General features: G+C 47.1%; 10 protein-coding genes. 7 read left to right on the top strand and 3 right to left on the bottom strand.

Features of this window, described 5'->3' with window-relative positions; genetic code table 11:
• Positions 1-184 precede the first annotated feature (184 nt).
• From ACETMN_RS20035 to ACETMN_RS20025, 3 genes are read right to left on the bottom strand one after another with little or no spacing between them, the layout of a single operon-like run.
• Positions 185-1,657, bottom strand: a complete 1,473-nt coding sequence (locus ACETMN_RS20035) for a serine hydrolase domain-containing protein (protein WP_091017956.1) — start codon at positions 1,655-1,657, stop codon at positions 185-187.
• Between the two features lie 51 nt (positions 1,658-1,708).
• Positions 1,709-2,806, bottom strand: a complete 1,098-nt coding sequence (locus ACETMN_RS20030) for an ATP-binding protein (protein WP_091017954.1) — start codon at positions 2,804-2,806, stop codon at positions 1,709-1,711.
• On the bottom strand, positions 2,791-3,465 hold the full coding sequence (locus ACETMN_RS20025) for a response regulator transcription factor (protein ID WP_091017953.1): 675 nt from the start codon (positions 3,463-3,465) through the stop codon (positions 2,791-2,793). Before ACETMN_RS20025 ends, ACETMN_RS20030 begins: the two co-directional genes overlap by 16 nt.
• Before the next feature lie 275 nt (positions 3,466-3,740).
• On the opposite strand from ACETMN_RS20025, the gene ACETMN_RS20020 reads away from it, so the two are divergent.
• The 7 genes from ACETMN_RS20020 (at position 3,741) to ACETMN_RS19990 (ending at position 15,487) form a co-directional block, all read left to right on the top strand.
• Positions 3,741-5,147 (top strand): N-acetylmuramoyl-L-alanine amidase family protein, encoded by a 1,407-nt coding sequence (locus ACETMN_RS20020; protein ID WP_091017951.1) that lies wholly within the window; start codon positions 3,741-3,743, stop codon positions 5,145-5,147.
• A gap of 258 nt (positions 5,148-5,405) precedes the next feature.
• Positions 5,406-6,815, top strand: a complete 1,410-nt coding sequence (locus tag ACETMN_RS20015; protein ID WP_091017949.1) for an N-acetylmuramoyl-L-alanine amidase family protein — start codon at positions 5,406-5,408, stop codon at positions 6,813-6,815.
• A gap of 35 nt (positions 6,816-6,850) precedes the next feature.
• The gene (locus tag ACETMN_RS20010; RefSeq protein ID WP_091017948.1) at positions 6,851-7,528 is read left to right on the top strand and encodes a GerMN domain-containing protein; all 678 of its coding nucleotides are present in this window, start codon (positions 6,851-6,853) and stop codon (positions 7,526-7,528) included.
• Between the two features lie 72 nt (positions 7,529-7,600).
• Entirely contained in the window at positions 7,601-10,339 is a 2,739-nt protein-coding gene (locus ACETMN_RS20005; RefSeq protein WP_091017946.1) for an S-layer homology domain-containing protein, read from the top strand.
• A 163-nt stretch (positions 10,340-10,502) separates the two neighbouring features.
• On the top strand, positions 10,503-11,198 hold the full coding sequence (gene nth, locus ACETMN_RS20000; RefSeq protein WP_036607558.1) for an endonuclease III: 696 nt from the start codon (positions 10,503-10,505) through the stop codon (positions 11,196-11,198).
• Between the two features lie 23 nt (positions 11,199-11,221).
• Complete coding sequence (locus ACETMN_RS19995) at positions 11,222-11,494, top strand: hypothetical protein (protein ID WP_017687779.1); 273 nt, start codon at positions 11,222-11,224, stop codon at positions 11,492-11,494.
• A gap of 306 nt (positions 11,495-11,800) precedes the next feature.
• The gene (locus tag ACETMN_RS19990) at positions 11,801-15,487 is read left to right on the top strand and encodes a dynamin family protein (protein WP_411734991.1); all 3,687 of its coding nucleotides are present in this window, start codon (positions 11,801-11,803) and stop codon (positions 15,485-15,487) included.
• Positions 15,488-15,805: the final 318 nt, after the last annotated feature.

Below are 15,805 nucleotides of genomic sequence, written 5' to 3'. Positions count from 1 at the left end.
TAGTAGAAAGCTTCTGCCTCGCCAAAGGGACCTTGTTCCCATCGGTGAGGCAGAAGCTTTTTGTAATTTCAGAAGCTAAATTAGCTTAATAAGTCAGCTATATATAGAACTTCTCATTTTTTTTGGTCGAATACTTCAACAGATACAATCAACTGCCGACTAATTAGATAAACCTAAAAATAGATTACTGAGGTAAATCCAAAGGGTCGTTTTTTGTATTCTCAAAATAGACATAGATATAACAAGCCAAATGCACGAAATTCACAAGTGACCAAACCATAAGCCATATGATTGGAGTTGATAGGGTAGTCCAGATACCAAACCATGGCAGCACACGTCCTCCGCCGATAAATGTAACCAATGGGAACAGAGACAAGAGAATTAGAACCGGGATCAGTCTACCGACTGTGATCAGAATCAATTTGCTAATCGTTAGGCGTTGGTTGCTCCGAAGTATGCGAAAATAGGCGTAGATGCCCCATGTAAGCGTAGCGATGATCAGCGCAATCATAATCGTTTCCATATTCCGACCGTTTACAAAAGAGGTTTGGGGTTCCTGCCCCCTCATAATATCCGCTATTCCATCAATAAATGCCGAGTAATTCACATAAGCGTTTATACCAGAATTAAACATTACGGCAATGCCCATTTGCTCGTTCAAATAAACCAGTTCTTCTGACTTGTAGGTCCAGAAAATGCCGCTGTGGGAGATCGTTTGGCCGCTAGAAGCATCTTGGTTTGCAAGCCAGCCCATGCCGTATGGACTGATATCTCCTGCGGAATGATATTGTTTCATCAGCACAGGGGAAACGAGGTGGCCGTGATATTGGGAAAGCATCCAAAGGGACATGTCCTCTGCAGTTGAAACGATGCCGGCGGGGCCCTCAATGAACCAAAGCGGTTCGGATTGACTTATAGAGCGTCCCAAACTCAGGTAATGTCCTAGCGGGATAGTATTATTCTCATAGAACTGCTGCGTTGTACTGACACTGAAGGTATGATTCATTCCTAGCGGTTCAAAAATATGTTTTTTCAGGTAATCCGAAAAGCGCTCTCCGCTAACACTTTCCACGAGGTTCGCCAGCAGCACGTAATTAGGATTATGATAGCTGTAGGCCGTTCCGGGGATATGGGCAAGTTGAACCGTGTTTAATAATTGGTTCGCTTCCGACAGTGATTGGAATTGCGGAGTCTTTGTCATATCGGGATTTATCTTGTCATTGAGACCACTCGTCTGATTCAGTAAATGACGGACCGTGATGTCAAGAACGCGGGGATCCTGTGGAGAAAGCTCTGGAAAATAGGAAGCGTAAGCAGCATCCAAGTTGATCCGACCCTTGTCCACCAGCTGCAGAACGGCCAATGCAGTAAAGGACTTGCTGAGTGAAGCAATGGGAAAAGGGGTATTGCCCGTAACCTTCTGGCCATCTGCAAATGTCCCGTAGCCTTTTGCGTAAAAGACCTCATCGTTATTGGCAATCGCCAGTGAAGCAGCCTTAATGTGATTGGCCTTCATGCTCCGATTCATATATTCATCGATCTCCTGCAGAACTTCTGTCCTGTCTCTGGCTTCATTGGCGGATAAGGTGTTCGCCCACGCGATATATAACAACAAGCAGCTAATTGTGATATACATCATTTTTTTTAGTTTTAGCATGATAACACTCCTCGAATTCAAGATAAGGAGATGTTATCAGATCATTTTCAACTATTTATCAATTTGCGTCCCAATACTTGCCGTCACGCTTCCACCTCCGTTAGGACCGTTTGCAATCTGAAGACTACCTTCATGTTTTTCGCAAAACACCTTGCAAACGTAAAGGCCCAGCCCGCGATGTTCGCTCGCATCCCATACTTCGCCTCGGTAAAAAGGGAGTATAGCCTTACTCAGGGCCTCGTCAGAGAAACCAGGACCGTCCTCGGAGACGGTAATCTTCATAATGCCCCCCTGCACGTCATAGTGAACGTTTAATTGACTGGCTGCGTAACTTGCCCCATTAGCCACTATATTCTCAAAAATCTGCATGACGAGATAGGGATCTACATGCACTGAGGCATTATCATATTCCACGGAAGAGACGAAACGTATACCGTACTTTTTCGCGATTTGCTCAGCGCTGCCGTCCAGCAAAGCCGTCAATGAGATCGTATCCATCGATTGGATGTTCAACGGCACATCCTCCAGCCTCTGAATGGAGTTCATGGCCTCTGCATAACTCTCCAGACGCAAGATGTGAAGGTTCATAGTATGGATCAGGTCGAGCACCTTTTCTTCCGACAACTTATTCTCGGGAAGATAGGTGGCGAGAAGCTCGGCGTTTCCTTTTAACACGGACAGGGGGGTTCTCAGATCATGGGCAAAAATAGCATTGATTTGCTTGCGCTCTTCAACCGAACGCCAAAGTGTCTTGAGGTTTTTTTCCAATTGTGAGCGCATGATTTCAAATAGCGCGATCAGCTCGCCCATCTCATCCTGGCTGTCATAGGAAATGCGGAAATCTAGATCGTTGGCTGAAATGTTCTCGGATGCTCGTTTTAATAGCTCCAGCGGACGTTTTAGCTTCCATCTGTAAAATAGAACGGCCATGGTGACAATTCCAGTCGCTACGGTGAGCAGAACCGCCGTGACGAGGGAGGGCATGACCCAATCCGTTTCTCCGAAACGTAGCCGCAGCTTCTCCGCCCAAGCAAACTCCATAGTTATAACGGCCAGCACGGCAACGAGTGTGACCACACACAACAGCATAAAAGAGTGCAGTAAGGACAATCGCTTTAAAAACAGGAGTCTAGTCATGAACTTGGCCATTTGTAGCCTACTCCCCAAACGGTCTCGATTTGATTATCACAGCCATATTCCTTTAATTTGTAGCGAATTCGCCGGATATGCTCTGCAATCACATTACTGTCGCCTTGCTCGTCCATGCCCCAAATCTTTTCGTATATGCGTTCCTTTCCAAACACCATATCAGGATGCGTGGACAGCAATTCGACAATATCAAACTCTTTTTTGGGCAGTGAAATTCGCTTATCCAGGTAGTAGAGCTCCCTGGCCGTATAATTAATGACCAATTCATTGTTAAACCTTACCGAAGATTTAGTTTGGATTCGTTGTTCCCTGCGTATATGTGCTTCGACCCTGGCGCCCAACTCGCGAATGCTGAAAGGTTTCAGGATATAGTCATCGCCTCCGGCACGAAAACCTGCTATTTTATCAGCATCTTCGATTCGGGCCGTTAAGAATAAGATGGGGCAAGAGACGAAGTCCCGAATTTTCTCACATAATTGAAGGCCGTTCTGTTCAGGCATGTTGATATCTAACAAAACGATATCGGGTTGTTTTTCCACTTTCCGCAGCGCTTCCCGGCTGTCCTTGGCCGTCATCACGGAATATCCGTTAATTTCAAAATAATCAGTCAGTAGCTTTCGAAGATCTGCTTCATCATCCACGATCAGTATTTTAGGCATCAAGTCTCAATCTCCTGTAATCAAGTATTTGAACTCAGCATAGCAAAAATGGATGAGGAATGTAATTTTCATATGATTTCGGGAACTAGACGATGGAGAAAGTAACCTTTTTGCCACTCTGTTTCCGACTAAATATGACAACGTTGTAACCGGATGATCAGACAATATCTGATAAACTGATTAGTAGATTATGGAAGGTTACATATTGTCACTGATGTTACGCTGCAGAGAATCAGGTCGGATGTTCAAAAGACAAAAAGAATGGTGGATGAGGTATGAAAAAATGGTCGGCAGCAGTCGTTTTTCTTCTGTTCCTATGTTTATTCCCAATCATGGCCCATGCAGACACCACTCCCTCGATTGTACTCGACGGTGTAACCATTAACCAGCAGACGGGTGCACCTGCAGAGAATATCGGGAAAACGGTCATGGTTCCAATTCGAATTGTATCCGAGAACCTGGGTTATAAGGTGAAGTGGGAGAAGGAAACTCAGTCAGTCCAGGTTCAAAAAGGAAACAGCATGATCCAAATGACGGCTGGCAAAGATGCAGCTACAGTGAATGGAAACGTGGTGAACTTGGATTCGCCCCCACTGATCAAACAGGGAACTACGCTTGTTCCGTTACGCTTTGTTGGGGAAGGCATGGGTCTACGTGTTGGCTGGGACAATGGAACCAAGACAGTAAGCCTATTTAGTATTCCTCCTGTAGTTGAAACGGAAGGTGACAGTGACCCCGTCGATGCACCTGTCCCGGATGGTTTGACAGAACTTCAAGGCATCAGCTTCAGCGGAGATCGGTTGATTGTAGCAACAAACGGTAATATTAGCCCCAAAGTATCCAGTATTGGTGGGCCAGACCGAATTATTGTTGATCTGCCTTCAGCGACATTTTCTCAGGAATTCATTCAGGGACAAGCCTCTAACCCGGATGGCAGTGGACAGATTATTGTTACGGATTCATCAATAGTTTCCAAAGTCCGTTATGCCATGTTCAGTAAATCGCCTTCTACCGTGCGTGTCGTTCTGGATCTGAATCAGACGGCTACAGCCAAATGGTCTGTTGGAGATAACAATGTCTTGCTCGTTGACCTGACAGCCACGAATGGAGAACCGACAAGCCAACCGGCAGTACCTAGCAATGATGGTAAAACGATTGTGGTCATTGATCCAGGACATGGTGGTCGTCAATCGGGTGCTGTGAGTTTGTCAGGAGCTTATGAGAAGGATTTCAATCTGGCTGTAGGACTGAAGGTACAGGCAATCCTTCAACAATACCCAAATATTCAAACGGTCATTACACGCCAGGATGATACAGAACTTTCGCTCAAACAGCGTGTGGATATTGCTGAATTGAATCAGGCAGATGTTTTTGTGTCCATTCATGGAAACAAATTTACTACACCGGTACCAAACGGCATTGAAACGCTCTACAGTCGTAAAGAAAGCAAGACTTTGGCTGACACTCTTCACAAATATGTGTTGCCAGTAACAGGACTCAAGGATCGTGGGGTTAAAACGGCTAGTCTGCATGTGACGCGTGAAACAACCATGCCTGCAGTGTTACTTGAACTTGGTTTTTTAAGTAATCCTACAGATGAAGCAGTCATGCTCACAGAAGAATACCAGGACAAATGTGCACAGGCGATTGTGGACGGTATTGTTGAATTTTTGGGACTGTAAAGTGGATTTTGCGCAAATATGAAGGTTAGGGTATTACGTTGTTTGGAGATGTATACTTGATAAATAAGGAAAAAAGAAGACATTAAAATGTAAAAAAAGCTTGATCTGACAACGTTTTTTTTCTGTTATGTTGGAATATATTCGCAACTTTTGAGAGCGAGGGGCGTCTAATAGGTGTCTGGTAATGCCCAAGCGGTCAGTCGGAGTTGGAAAATGACAACATGCGGCAAAAAAATATGAGAATGGTAGGGGTGAAGGATGAAGAAGTTCGGTTTTTTGGTACTGTTATTTGTCTTTGGGCTCGTATTCCCGGGCTATAGTCACGCAGCAACAGACACGAAAATTATCCTAGACGGAAAAGAAATCGTACAGCCATCGGATACAAAAGCGGAAATTATCAACAGCAAGGTGATGGTTCCGATCCGGGTTGTGTCCGAAAATCTTGGATATAGCGTGGAGTGGAAGCAGCAAACGCAAACAGTGACTATTAGCAAAGACAACACTGCCATGCAGATGATTGTTGGACAGAAGACGGCAACGGTGAACGGCAGTAACGTAAACTTGGATGCCCCGCCACTCGTGAAAAATGGTACTACGCTCGTACCTCTCCGATTTATTGGTGAGGAAATGGGTCTTAAGGTGGGTTGGAACAATACCACGAAGACGGTAACATTAGTTACCCAGAATTCAGGTTCCGGAAACGGGACAACCACACCTCCGAACTCTGGCAATGAAGGCGGAGGATCGGATCAAGAAGGTCTTGTACTGGTGAACGGCATCAGCTTCAGCGACAACCGCTTCATGATTGCAACAAGCGGAAGTACGAAGCCGAACGTCTTCACGATGACAGGACCAGATCGAATCGTTATAGACTTGCCGAATACCGCATTTGCTGATTCGTTCAGTGAAGGACAGGCTCTAGACAGCAACCAGAATGGACAACTCGTCGTTAGCGGCTATCCGGATGTGTCGAAGATTCGTTACTCGTTATACAGCAACAGTCCATCTACAATTCGTTTTGTAATCGATCTGTCCAGTTCAAAAGGGTACAGTGTGCAAAATGATTCCGGGCTGGTTATGATTAACCTCGACAATCAAAGTGGTACACCTGCTCTTCCAGTTGGTAATAATGGCAAAAAAGTTGTCGTTATCGATGCAGGTCACGGAGATCAGGATCCTGGGGCAATCGGTGTAACTGGTAAACGTGAAAAAGACTTCAATCTGGCAATGGCTCTGAAAGTGGAAGCCTTGTTGAAAAAAGAATCCAAAATTGACGTTGTGTTAACGCGCAGCGATGATACATTTTTGGCATTAAAAGAACGTGTGAAGATTGCACAAGACATAAAAGCGGATATCTTCATCTCCATTCATGCTAACAGTGGCCCTACTGCTGCGAACGGTGTAGAGACATTCTATACACGCTCCAACAGTAAAGCACTTGCTACAGTGATGCACAAGTATCTTTTGCAGTCATCCGGACTGAAAGATCGTGGAGTGAAAACGGCAAGTCTCCATGTGACCCGTGAAACGACAATGCCAGCAGTTCTGCTGGAAGGTGGATTCCTTAGCAATAAGAGCGACGAAGCAGCCCTGTTCACGGAGAGTTTCCAGAACAGTGTTGCCAAAGGTATTGTTGCAGGAATCAAGGAGTATCTGGGAATTAAATAAGGGACAAGCCCTTATGTTGAGGAGGCGGAGTTAGAATGAACAAGAAAATATGGATTGCAGCCTTGCTGGTAACGGTTATGGCAGTAGCTGCTGGATGTGGAAGCAAGCCAACAGCGGCTCCGAATCAGACGCAAGGCGCAGGAACTGAAAACAATGTGACCGAGGTTGAAGGCGAAACAATTACCGAACCGGTAACTGCTGAACCAGAAGAGAACACAACACCAACAGAATCCACGGAAGGCAGTTCGGAGGAAACGACTACAACTACTCCGCCAAGCGAAACGTCTACGGACACGCCAACAACTTCCGAAAGTAATGAAAAGAAAACGATCACTGTATTCTATACGGATGAAGAAGAACTGGAGTTGCACAAAGCTTCGGCAGAGATTTCATACGCATCGGATGATGCCAAATATAAAGCTGCCTTTGAATCACTGCAACAGAGCAAAGACGCTAAACTTGTTCCGCTGTGGTCTAAAGAAATTGAATTGAAGTCTGTTCAGTTCAAGGATGGAGCTCTTACGCTGGATATTCATATGCCAGATACGGCACGTCTTGGAGCAGGTGGAGAATCTTATGCGCTGGATGCTCTAAAACAAACGTTCTTCCAGTTTGATGAAGTAAAATCACTTGATTTACTGGTGGATGGTCAGCAGACGGAGAGTCTGATGGGCCATGTGGATCTTGAACATCCAATGACAAGATCCGAATAGGCTGTGCAACAGGCTGTTGTACCGTGAATCCACGGAATATGGGTCGTTTTACATGAGAGAGGGGAATCATAGGTGACTTTCAAATATAACCATACATCACACTCTAAAAAAGTAGTATCAGCCGTGCTTGCAGGCATGATGGCCCTTAGCGCCGGCGGAGCTGCCATGGCAGCAGAATCAACAGAAACGGGGCAGGGTCAGACTGCTGCAATAACAAATACGGCTGCACCAACTGGTTTGTTCAGTGACATCAAGGTCGGATACTGGGCTGAAAAACATGTGTACAAACTGGCATATCAAGGCATTCTTCTCGGTAACAACGGCCTGTTCCGTCCAGGAGACGCGGTAACACAGCAAGAAGCTGTAACGATGGCAATCCGTTTTATGAATCAAGAGGGCCAGTTGAATACCGACACGGCTGCGGCATTACCGACAAACATGGAAGTGGGAAATTATTTCAAGCCATATGTCGCGCTGGCACTTCAACTGGGACTGATTGACAAAACGGAAGAATCAACGGTGGATGTATCCAAGACCTCCTGGGGTCAAAAACCTGCTTCACGGGAATGGATTACGAAATTGTTAATCCGTTCATTGGACAAGGATGCTGAAGCGAAGGCACAAAACAATCAATCTACCGGATTTGCTGATAATGCAAGTATTTCCGAAAGTGGTAAAGGTTATGTCAATCTGGCAGTTAGCCTGGATCTGGCCAAAGGTGTGGAAGGCAACAAATTCAATCCAACTGGTTCCGTAACCCGTGCTCAACTGGCTACCTTCTTCAGTCGTGGTGAATCGTTAACAGATACAAAGTATCCGAACACTTCCACGGGTTATGTGACTGGATTGAAAGATGGGCAGATCACGCTGGTTGTGGACGGCAAAGCCGTTAACTTCGCAGTGAACAGCAGTACGCCTTACTTTACGAAAGACAGTGAGACGCGTGCTTCATCCACAGATGTGAAACTATATACAAAAGTTATGGTTGTGGGTTCGGCAGGTGGGGCTTCCTATGTGGAAGTGGTTGATGCTACACCGCAGGTGGAAAGCGTTGAAGGTACATTTGCACGTTCATTGTCTGGTAATAAAATTGGTATCTTTGTAGGCGAGAATTACGAAACGTACAGTTATGATGAGGCAACTGCATTCATCGATCAGAATGGTAATGCAATCAAACTGTCCGATATTACGGCAGATAGCATCATCGAAGTACAGCGTGAGACGTTCTCGGCTGACAAAAAAACAGTTGCTATTCGTGTGAAATCCGGCATTGTGAACAAGAGTGACAATGGCGTAGTTGCTGAAGTATCCACTTCTGGCAAAACGATCAAACTTGTCAATGCAGCGGGTGCAACAGAGCAGTTTGCATACAATGACAATCTGCTTATCACATATCAAAACCGTATCATGTCAGTGGCCGATCTCAAAGCCGGCAGTGCCGTGAAATACACCGTAAAGGACAGTATTTTGCAAACTATTACATTGTCTCAAGGTGTGGAGCAATCTGTGCGGGGAACATTGGTTGAGATCGGTGGCAACCAGTCCACGTTAACGTTCAAACGTGAAGGGGGTTCCCTTGAGGCGAAATTGCTGACTGAAAAGCCGGAAGTTATTATTAATGGTATTCAGGATGCGACGCTAAATGATCTCATCACAGATGCAACGAACGGGGATCAGGTGGAGTTGTCATTGAACGCTGACGATCAGGTAACGCGTATTCAGGTGATTGGACGTCAAATGGAACCTATGAACGGAGTAACGGTTGTATCTTACAACAGCAAAACAAAGGTACTTACCGTACTGGACAACAACAAAAAACCGTTTGTATTTACATTGGACGAAAAAACCAAACTGGACTACAATTCGACCAAACCTACACTGGCTGGTCTGGAGTCGATTTTAAATGATGGTCGCAAGTTGGATCTGACCTATGTGGGAACACGTGCGTTGTCCGTTAAAGTGATTTACAAGTACGAAGGTACGATCAACAACATTGACACATCGGGCAGAAAAATCAGTTTGTTGTCTGGTAATCAGACGATTACAGTGCCTTATACTACCTTACCTACGGTTGAGATCTATAACAAATCGGGCGCAAGTCTGGGAGATTTGAAGATTGGTGACAAAGTGACTGTAACGCTTGGAGCAAATCAGGATGTAGTGCAGAAGATTGCACTGAACACTGTGGCTCAATTCGAAGTGGTTGCCTTGGAAGCAAATAGTCGTATTCGAGTAAAATCCGATCTGTTGACAAGTCAGTTCTACGTGGATCAAGCAATACTGACAGGAGAGAGTGGTCAGACGATCACGCCTTCACAACTGACAGCAGGCAACTTGATTAATGTAACGTTTGAAGGAACTACGCCAAAGGCGGTTCAAGTCGTGAAGCGTACGCTGGCTGAAGTTACAGCGGTGGATGCTTCATCCGTAACGCTCAAGCAGTTTAACGGTCAGACTGAAACCGTGCCTGTTAGCGGTGCTGTTAAAGTCGTTAAATCTGGCTCTACATTAACTTCACTGACGAGTCTTACGGTTGGAGATCGTGTCGAAATGACAAAAGATACGGATAATTCCACACGCTTCAGAGTACTAACTGTCATGAGCAAACAATTCTGGTCTTATGATGGCGTTGGTAACCAGATTTTGGTTAAACGGGAAACGACAGCAGACACAAACTATCGTTTTGCACTCGGATCAAGTGTTTTTGTTCACCAGGGTGACAATACTTTAAGCGTGCAATCTCTCAGAGATAATGATAATATTGTATTGTATCTCCTGAACAATGTTATTCTGGAGATTCAAAAACAGTAATCGTTTCTTTTCGAGGATCAAAAGAATGACCGTCTTGATACGGGATCTTTCCCGCATCAAGACGTTTTTTTTGCAAGCTTTTTGAGGTCCCCGCAAAGTACTCGGATGAAGCTTCGAAGTAAGGCTCCGCAGAGTGGAGTCATTTTGTGGGAGGTAGCTCTTCATGAATGCAGCGACGGTTAGGCATATACTCGAAACTATGGAAGCAATGTTTCCTGATGCACATTGCGAATTAAATCACAGCAATGCATTTGAATTGACGGTAGCTGTCCTTTTGTCTGCCCAGTGCACCGATGAAACGGTGAACAAGGTAACCGCAGATTTGTTCCAGAAGTACAGAAGCCCGGCAGATTATCTGGCGGTTCCTCTCGAAGAGTTGGAACAGGATATTCGGCGAATCGGCTTGTACCGGAACAAGGCCAAGCATATTCAGAACATGTGCCGAATTCTAATAGAGCAGTATGGCGGTGATGTACCGCAGGAACATGATCAGCTTGTGACACTACCAGGTGTCGGGCGGAAAACCGCGAATGTAGTTGTTTCCAATGCGTTTGGTGTACCGGCAATTGCGGTAGATACTCATGTTGAACGTGTATCCAAGCGGCTGGCGCTTGCAGGTTGGGATGACTCCGTACTTGAAGTCGAGAAGAAACTAATGAAGCGCGTACCTCGGGATGAGTGGACTTTAACTCACCACCGGTTTATATTTTTTGGACGCTACCATTGCAAGGCACAGAACCCTGCGTGTCATATCTGTCCATTGCTGGACATATGCAGGGAAGGGAAAAAACGTATGAAAACGTCCCAAATCAGGAAAGATAAGGAACGTGTCACCACCCGAAAACGAAAAATAAATTAATGAGCAGAAAAGGATGAATAATCATGAAATGCATTTCCGTGTACACTGACAATTTTGAGGCCTTCTCCGATATTTTTGAACAAATCGTTGAACAGGAAATGGCTGAAAATGAAGAAAAAGAAGTAGAAGGTATCACAGTAAGCCATTCTGGCGACGTGCCTGAACATTATCTGGAGCGTATGTCCGTTAAACCAGAAGTTGTGGTTATGAGAGACAAAGGCAGAGACATTACAATTCTGCAACATGGACAAGTATTTGAAATCTTGCTGCCTTCCATGGAGAATGCAGTTTCATAAGAAGTGATTACACTGTGGGGTCTGGTATTAATGTCATGAGGATCGTTGTGGTTAAAGTGATCGCATCGCATTCATGCAACAGACACTTGGCTTAAGCATTTTGCTAAATGCCGAGTATAAAGAGTATTACAGATAAAACCGACTTGTTCGGTTTTATTTTTTTTAGTTTATAGATTTATACGTTCATTTATGTATATTCAATTCCAACCGTTCAAATTCAAACTTGATAATGTTAAAATAAATGTTGTAAAAGAGATAGACGTCGAAACGGATGTCAAATTAGAGGAGCCAGGGGGAAGGCCAGTCATGTCCAGAACAGATTACCCAAAAGAAATGGCCAAACCTCTGCTTCCGCTGCGTGAAGCGATGGAGCAGACAGGGGACCATACAGCTGTACAGGCTATAACGGATTTAATCAGCAAGGCGGAAATGAAACATCTGACGATTGCGTTCTGTGGTCATTTCTCTGCAGGCAAATCGAGTCTCATCAACAGTTTGTGCGGTAAGCGAGTGCTGCCTTCAAGTCCCGTGCCAACAAGTGCGAATGTGGTATCTATACGTAATGGTAAGCCGAGAGCACTTATTTATACTACGCCAAACGTAAGCGCTGACAATGGAGCAGGAACACTTGAAGTTTCTCCAGAGGAATTGGAGGCGTATTGCAAAAATGGGGGAGCGTACAGTTCCATTGAGGTATGGGATGATATTCCCCTGCTGAAGGATGATGCTGTTCTGCTGGATACACCCGGTGTGGATTCTACAGATCGGGGGCACAGTCTTGCGACCCATTCCGCGCTCCATCTGGCGGATGTGGTCTTCTATGTCATGGACTATAATCATGTCCAGTCCGAGACAAACCTTTCATTTGCCAAGAGTCTGTCGGATTGGGGCAAACCCTTGTTTTTGATCGTAAACCAGATCGACAAGCATCGGGAACGTGAGCTTTCTTTTGAGCAATATACCGAAGGGGTCGAAGCTATATTTGCAGCCTGGGAAGTTAGATATGACGGACTGTTGTTTACTTCCCTCCGCGACAAGGAGCATCGCTACAACCAGTGGGATATGCTACCGGAACTCATTGGACACATGATGCAAGAGAAGGAAGCGTTAATTACGCACAGTTTGGCAAGTTCGGCCAGTCATGTAACGGAGCAACACCTGACGAGAGAAGCGGAGAAACGTGAGGATGAAGAAAATTCTCTGCTGGATGAGATTGGTGGCAAGGAAGGAATTGAACGCTTGGAACGGGAGCTGGAGCTTCTCGATCAACAAGCAGAAGACATTCGTACCGGGCCTTCACGAGTGCGTGAGAAATTCCGGGCAGAGCTTGAGCCTCTTCTGGCGAATGCAAATCTTACTCCTGCGGATATTCGCGCGTCGGCTGCTGCCTATTTGGAGAGCCGTAAACCGGGTTTCAGGGTAGGCTTATTGTTCTCAGGCGGCAAAACCGAGCAGGAGAAACAACGCCGTGCTTCTGAACTGGTGCGGTTATTACAGGATCAGGCTTCCGGGCAAGTGGAAGTACATATTCGTACGATGCTTAGGCAGCTGGGTGAATCCCATCAGGTATGGGGAGCGGAGTGGGAGCAGGCGCTCAATTCGGAGCTGCCTGCTGTAGATGAAGCATTGCTGGAGATGAAACGAAGTGCCAGTGCAGAGGTATCTCCAGAGTATGTGATTCAATTCAGCAAAGATGTGCGGGGCGAGATTGAGGCCCGCTATCGCAGGTCGGCCATGATGCTGGCCGACCGCATGCTGGAAGCGCTGGGCGCGCGAGGCGAAGCCGCGCTCCAGGCGCTGGACGCCAGCCGCGCAGCGCTGCTGGCGCAATCCGCGGCGGCGGCGCGCTACACGGCGCTCCAGCGCAGCGCCGCCGCTGAGGCAGCAGGGCTGCGCAGCCTGCTGCCCGATGCGGGCCCCCTCCCCTCCGGGCTATTGCCGGAGGTGAAGGGCCCGCACGTGCCCGCGGTGCCTGAACCGGGCGAAGCTTCCGGTTCGCATGCGGGCACGTCAACGTCTGTGGCTGCGCAGCCACAGACGTCAGAGGCACCGCCGCAGCAGCGCGCAGTCGCGGCGGCGGCGCCAGGGCCAACGGCGGCGGCTGGCGCTGAACGCCGCCGACGCCTGGACGCAGCAGCGGCACGGCTTGAAGCCGCTGCTGCGCTGGTGGAGCCGTACCCCGCCATGGGGTCGGCGGTACGGGATCTGCGTGCACGCGCGGCTTCGCTTGCGGGCGGCACGTTCACACTGGCGCTGTTCGGAGCATTCAGCGCTGGCAAATCCTCCTTCGCCAACGCGTTGCTGGGCGAAGCTGTACTACCCGTCTCGCCGCATCCAACAACAGCGGCGATTAACCGGATCATGGCTCCTGCCGGGGGCGCGGAGCATGGAACAGCCCGGGTCCGCATGAAGACCCGGGACGCCTTCCAGGAAGACCTCGGCTATTCCTTCCGATTGCTCGGATTGGGTGAGCCTGGAGCGGAGTGGCAGAAGCGAGTACGGTCCCTCTCACCTCAGGATGTGCATCCGGCGGGGCGCCCTCATTACAGCTTTTTGCAGGCAGCGGCAGCCGGTTGGGAAGAAACAGCGGACCAGTTAGGTCAGGATGTACTGGTGGATCTGGAGGGTTACCGTAATTTTGTCGCAAACGAGAAGAAGTCCTGCTTTGTAGACAGTATCGATCTCTACTACAGTTGCGATGTAACGGAACAGGGTATTGTGCTGGTCGACACACCAGGAGCCGACTCCGTCAATGCTCGTCATACGGGTGTAACCTTCAATTATATGAAGAATGCGGATGCACTCATTTTTGTAACGTATTACAACCATGCTTTCTCCCAAGGAGATCGCCAGTTCCTGAATCAGTTGGGTCGCGTTAAGGATAGTTCTGCCATGGATCAGATGTTCTTTGTTGTGAATGCCAGTGACCTGTCTTCCTCTGAGGAAGAACTGGAGCAGGTGCTCGATCATGTGAGCACCCAACTTCGCAGTAATGGAATTCGGGCACCACGACTTTTCCCGGTATCCAGTATACTTGCGATGGAAGGCAAGATGGCAGGTGATTCGAAGCTGCTTGAACAATCCGGTTTTATCCGTTTTGAGGAAGAGTTCAACCAATTTGCAGGCAGAGAATTAGCCGACCTTGCGGTAGGTGGAGCTTCCGAAGAGATGGCACGTGTCATTCAACGGCTGAAGAAACGCGCGGAGGATGCGGCTCAAGGGGAGGAAGCTTTGCAGCAGCGGCGGGATGAACTGGAGACCATCCAGGGACAGTCACGCCAGCGCATACAGCAACTTGCAGCAAGATCCATGAAGGAAGAAATGTCACAGGAAACAGCAGAATTACTCTTCCATGTGCGGCAACGACTTGCCTATCGCCTTGGTCTATTCATGGCAGAAGCATTCCATCCATCCGTACTTCGGGAGGATCGAGGCAATCTGAAGATGGCTTTTGCAGCCTGTGGACGTGAACTGTTACGCATGATCGCCATTGAACTGGAGCAGGAATTGCTCGCCACAACCCTTAGACTTGAACAGGCAGGTCAGACCTGGCTGATGAAGCAAGTTACGGATTGTATAGATGAGGTGAGACAGTTATCAGGGGGCGTGGATGTGTCACTGCCACTGAACGAACGCTGGAGTACACCTGTGCTTGAAGAAGTTCGTCTGGAAGAACCGTCTGGATGGAAAAGCTATTTGAATTATTTCCGCAATCCGAAACAGTTCTTCGAAGGAGATGGACGTCAGCGTTTACAAGAGGCACTTGATCCTGTCCTCAAACAGATGATCATTGAAGTTCTTCCTGCTGCGCAAGACAAACTGATTCAGTTTTATGACAACCAGATTTGTAAATCATTGCAACACCAATCCCGTCAGTTGGAAGAACGTCTGGACGAGGCGGTGAGTGGAATTCAAGATACACTGGAGAGCGGAATTCCGGCGGAGCAATGGACCAGCTTGTCTAACCAACTGGAACAGATTGAACGCAGTTAAAATCGCGGCATAACACGTATTCTCTGGAAGTCTTTGTAAAACAAAATGAATGATACAGCAACACATTGAAAATGTTGCGAAAATCAACCCAAAAAGGCCCCTGCCGAAAAGGCATATAGGGAGCCTTTTTTTGGTACGAACAACCTGAAATAAAGAGAATATTCAAACATTTGATTGAAAGGTGGGTATTTACCTTCGTTAATGCGTCAATAAGCTGAAAGCAGGCAGAATATGGTCTGTTATTCGCTTTGCCGCGAATGGGGTACGGTGATAAACTTCATAAATGTTCATAGTATTTTTGAACGACATAAGAGGAGG

This window comes from Paenibacillus sp. M2, from assembly GCF_046713495.1.
Taxonomy (GTDB): domain Bacteria; phylum Bacillota; class Bacilli; order Paenibacillales; family Paenibacillaceae; genus Paenibacillus; species Paenibacillus amylolyticus_B.
This window is presented reverse-complemented; position numbering and strand designations above follow the sequence as displayed.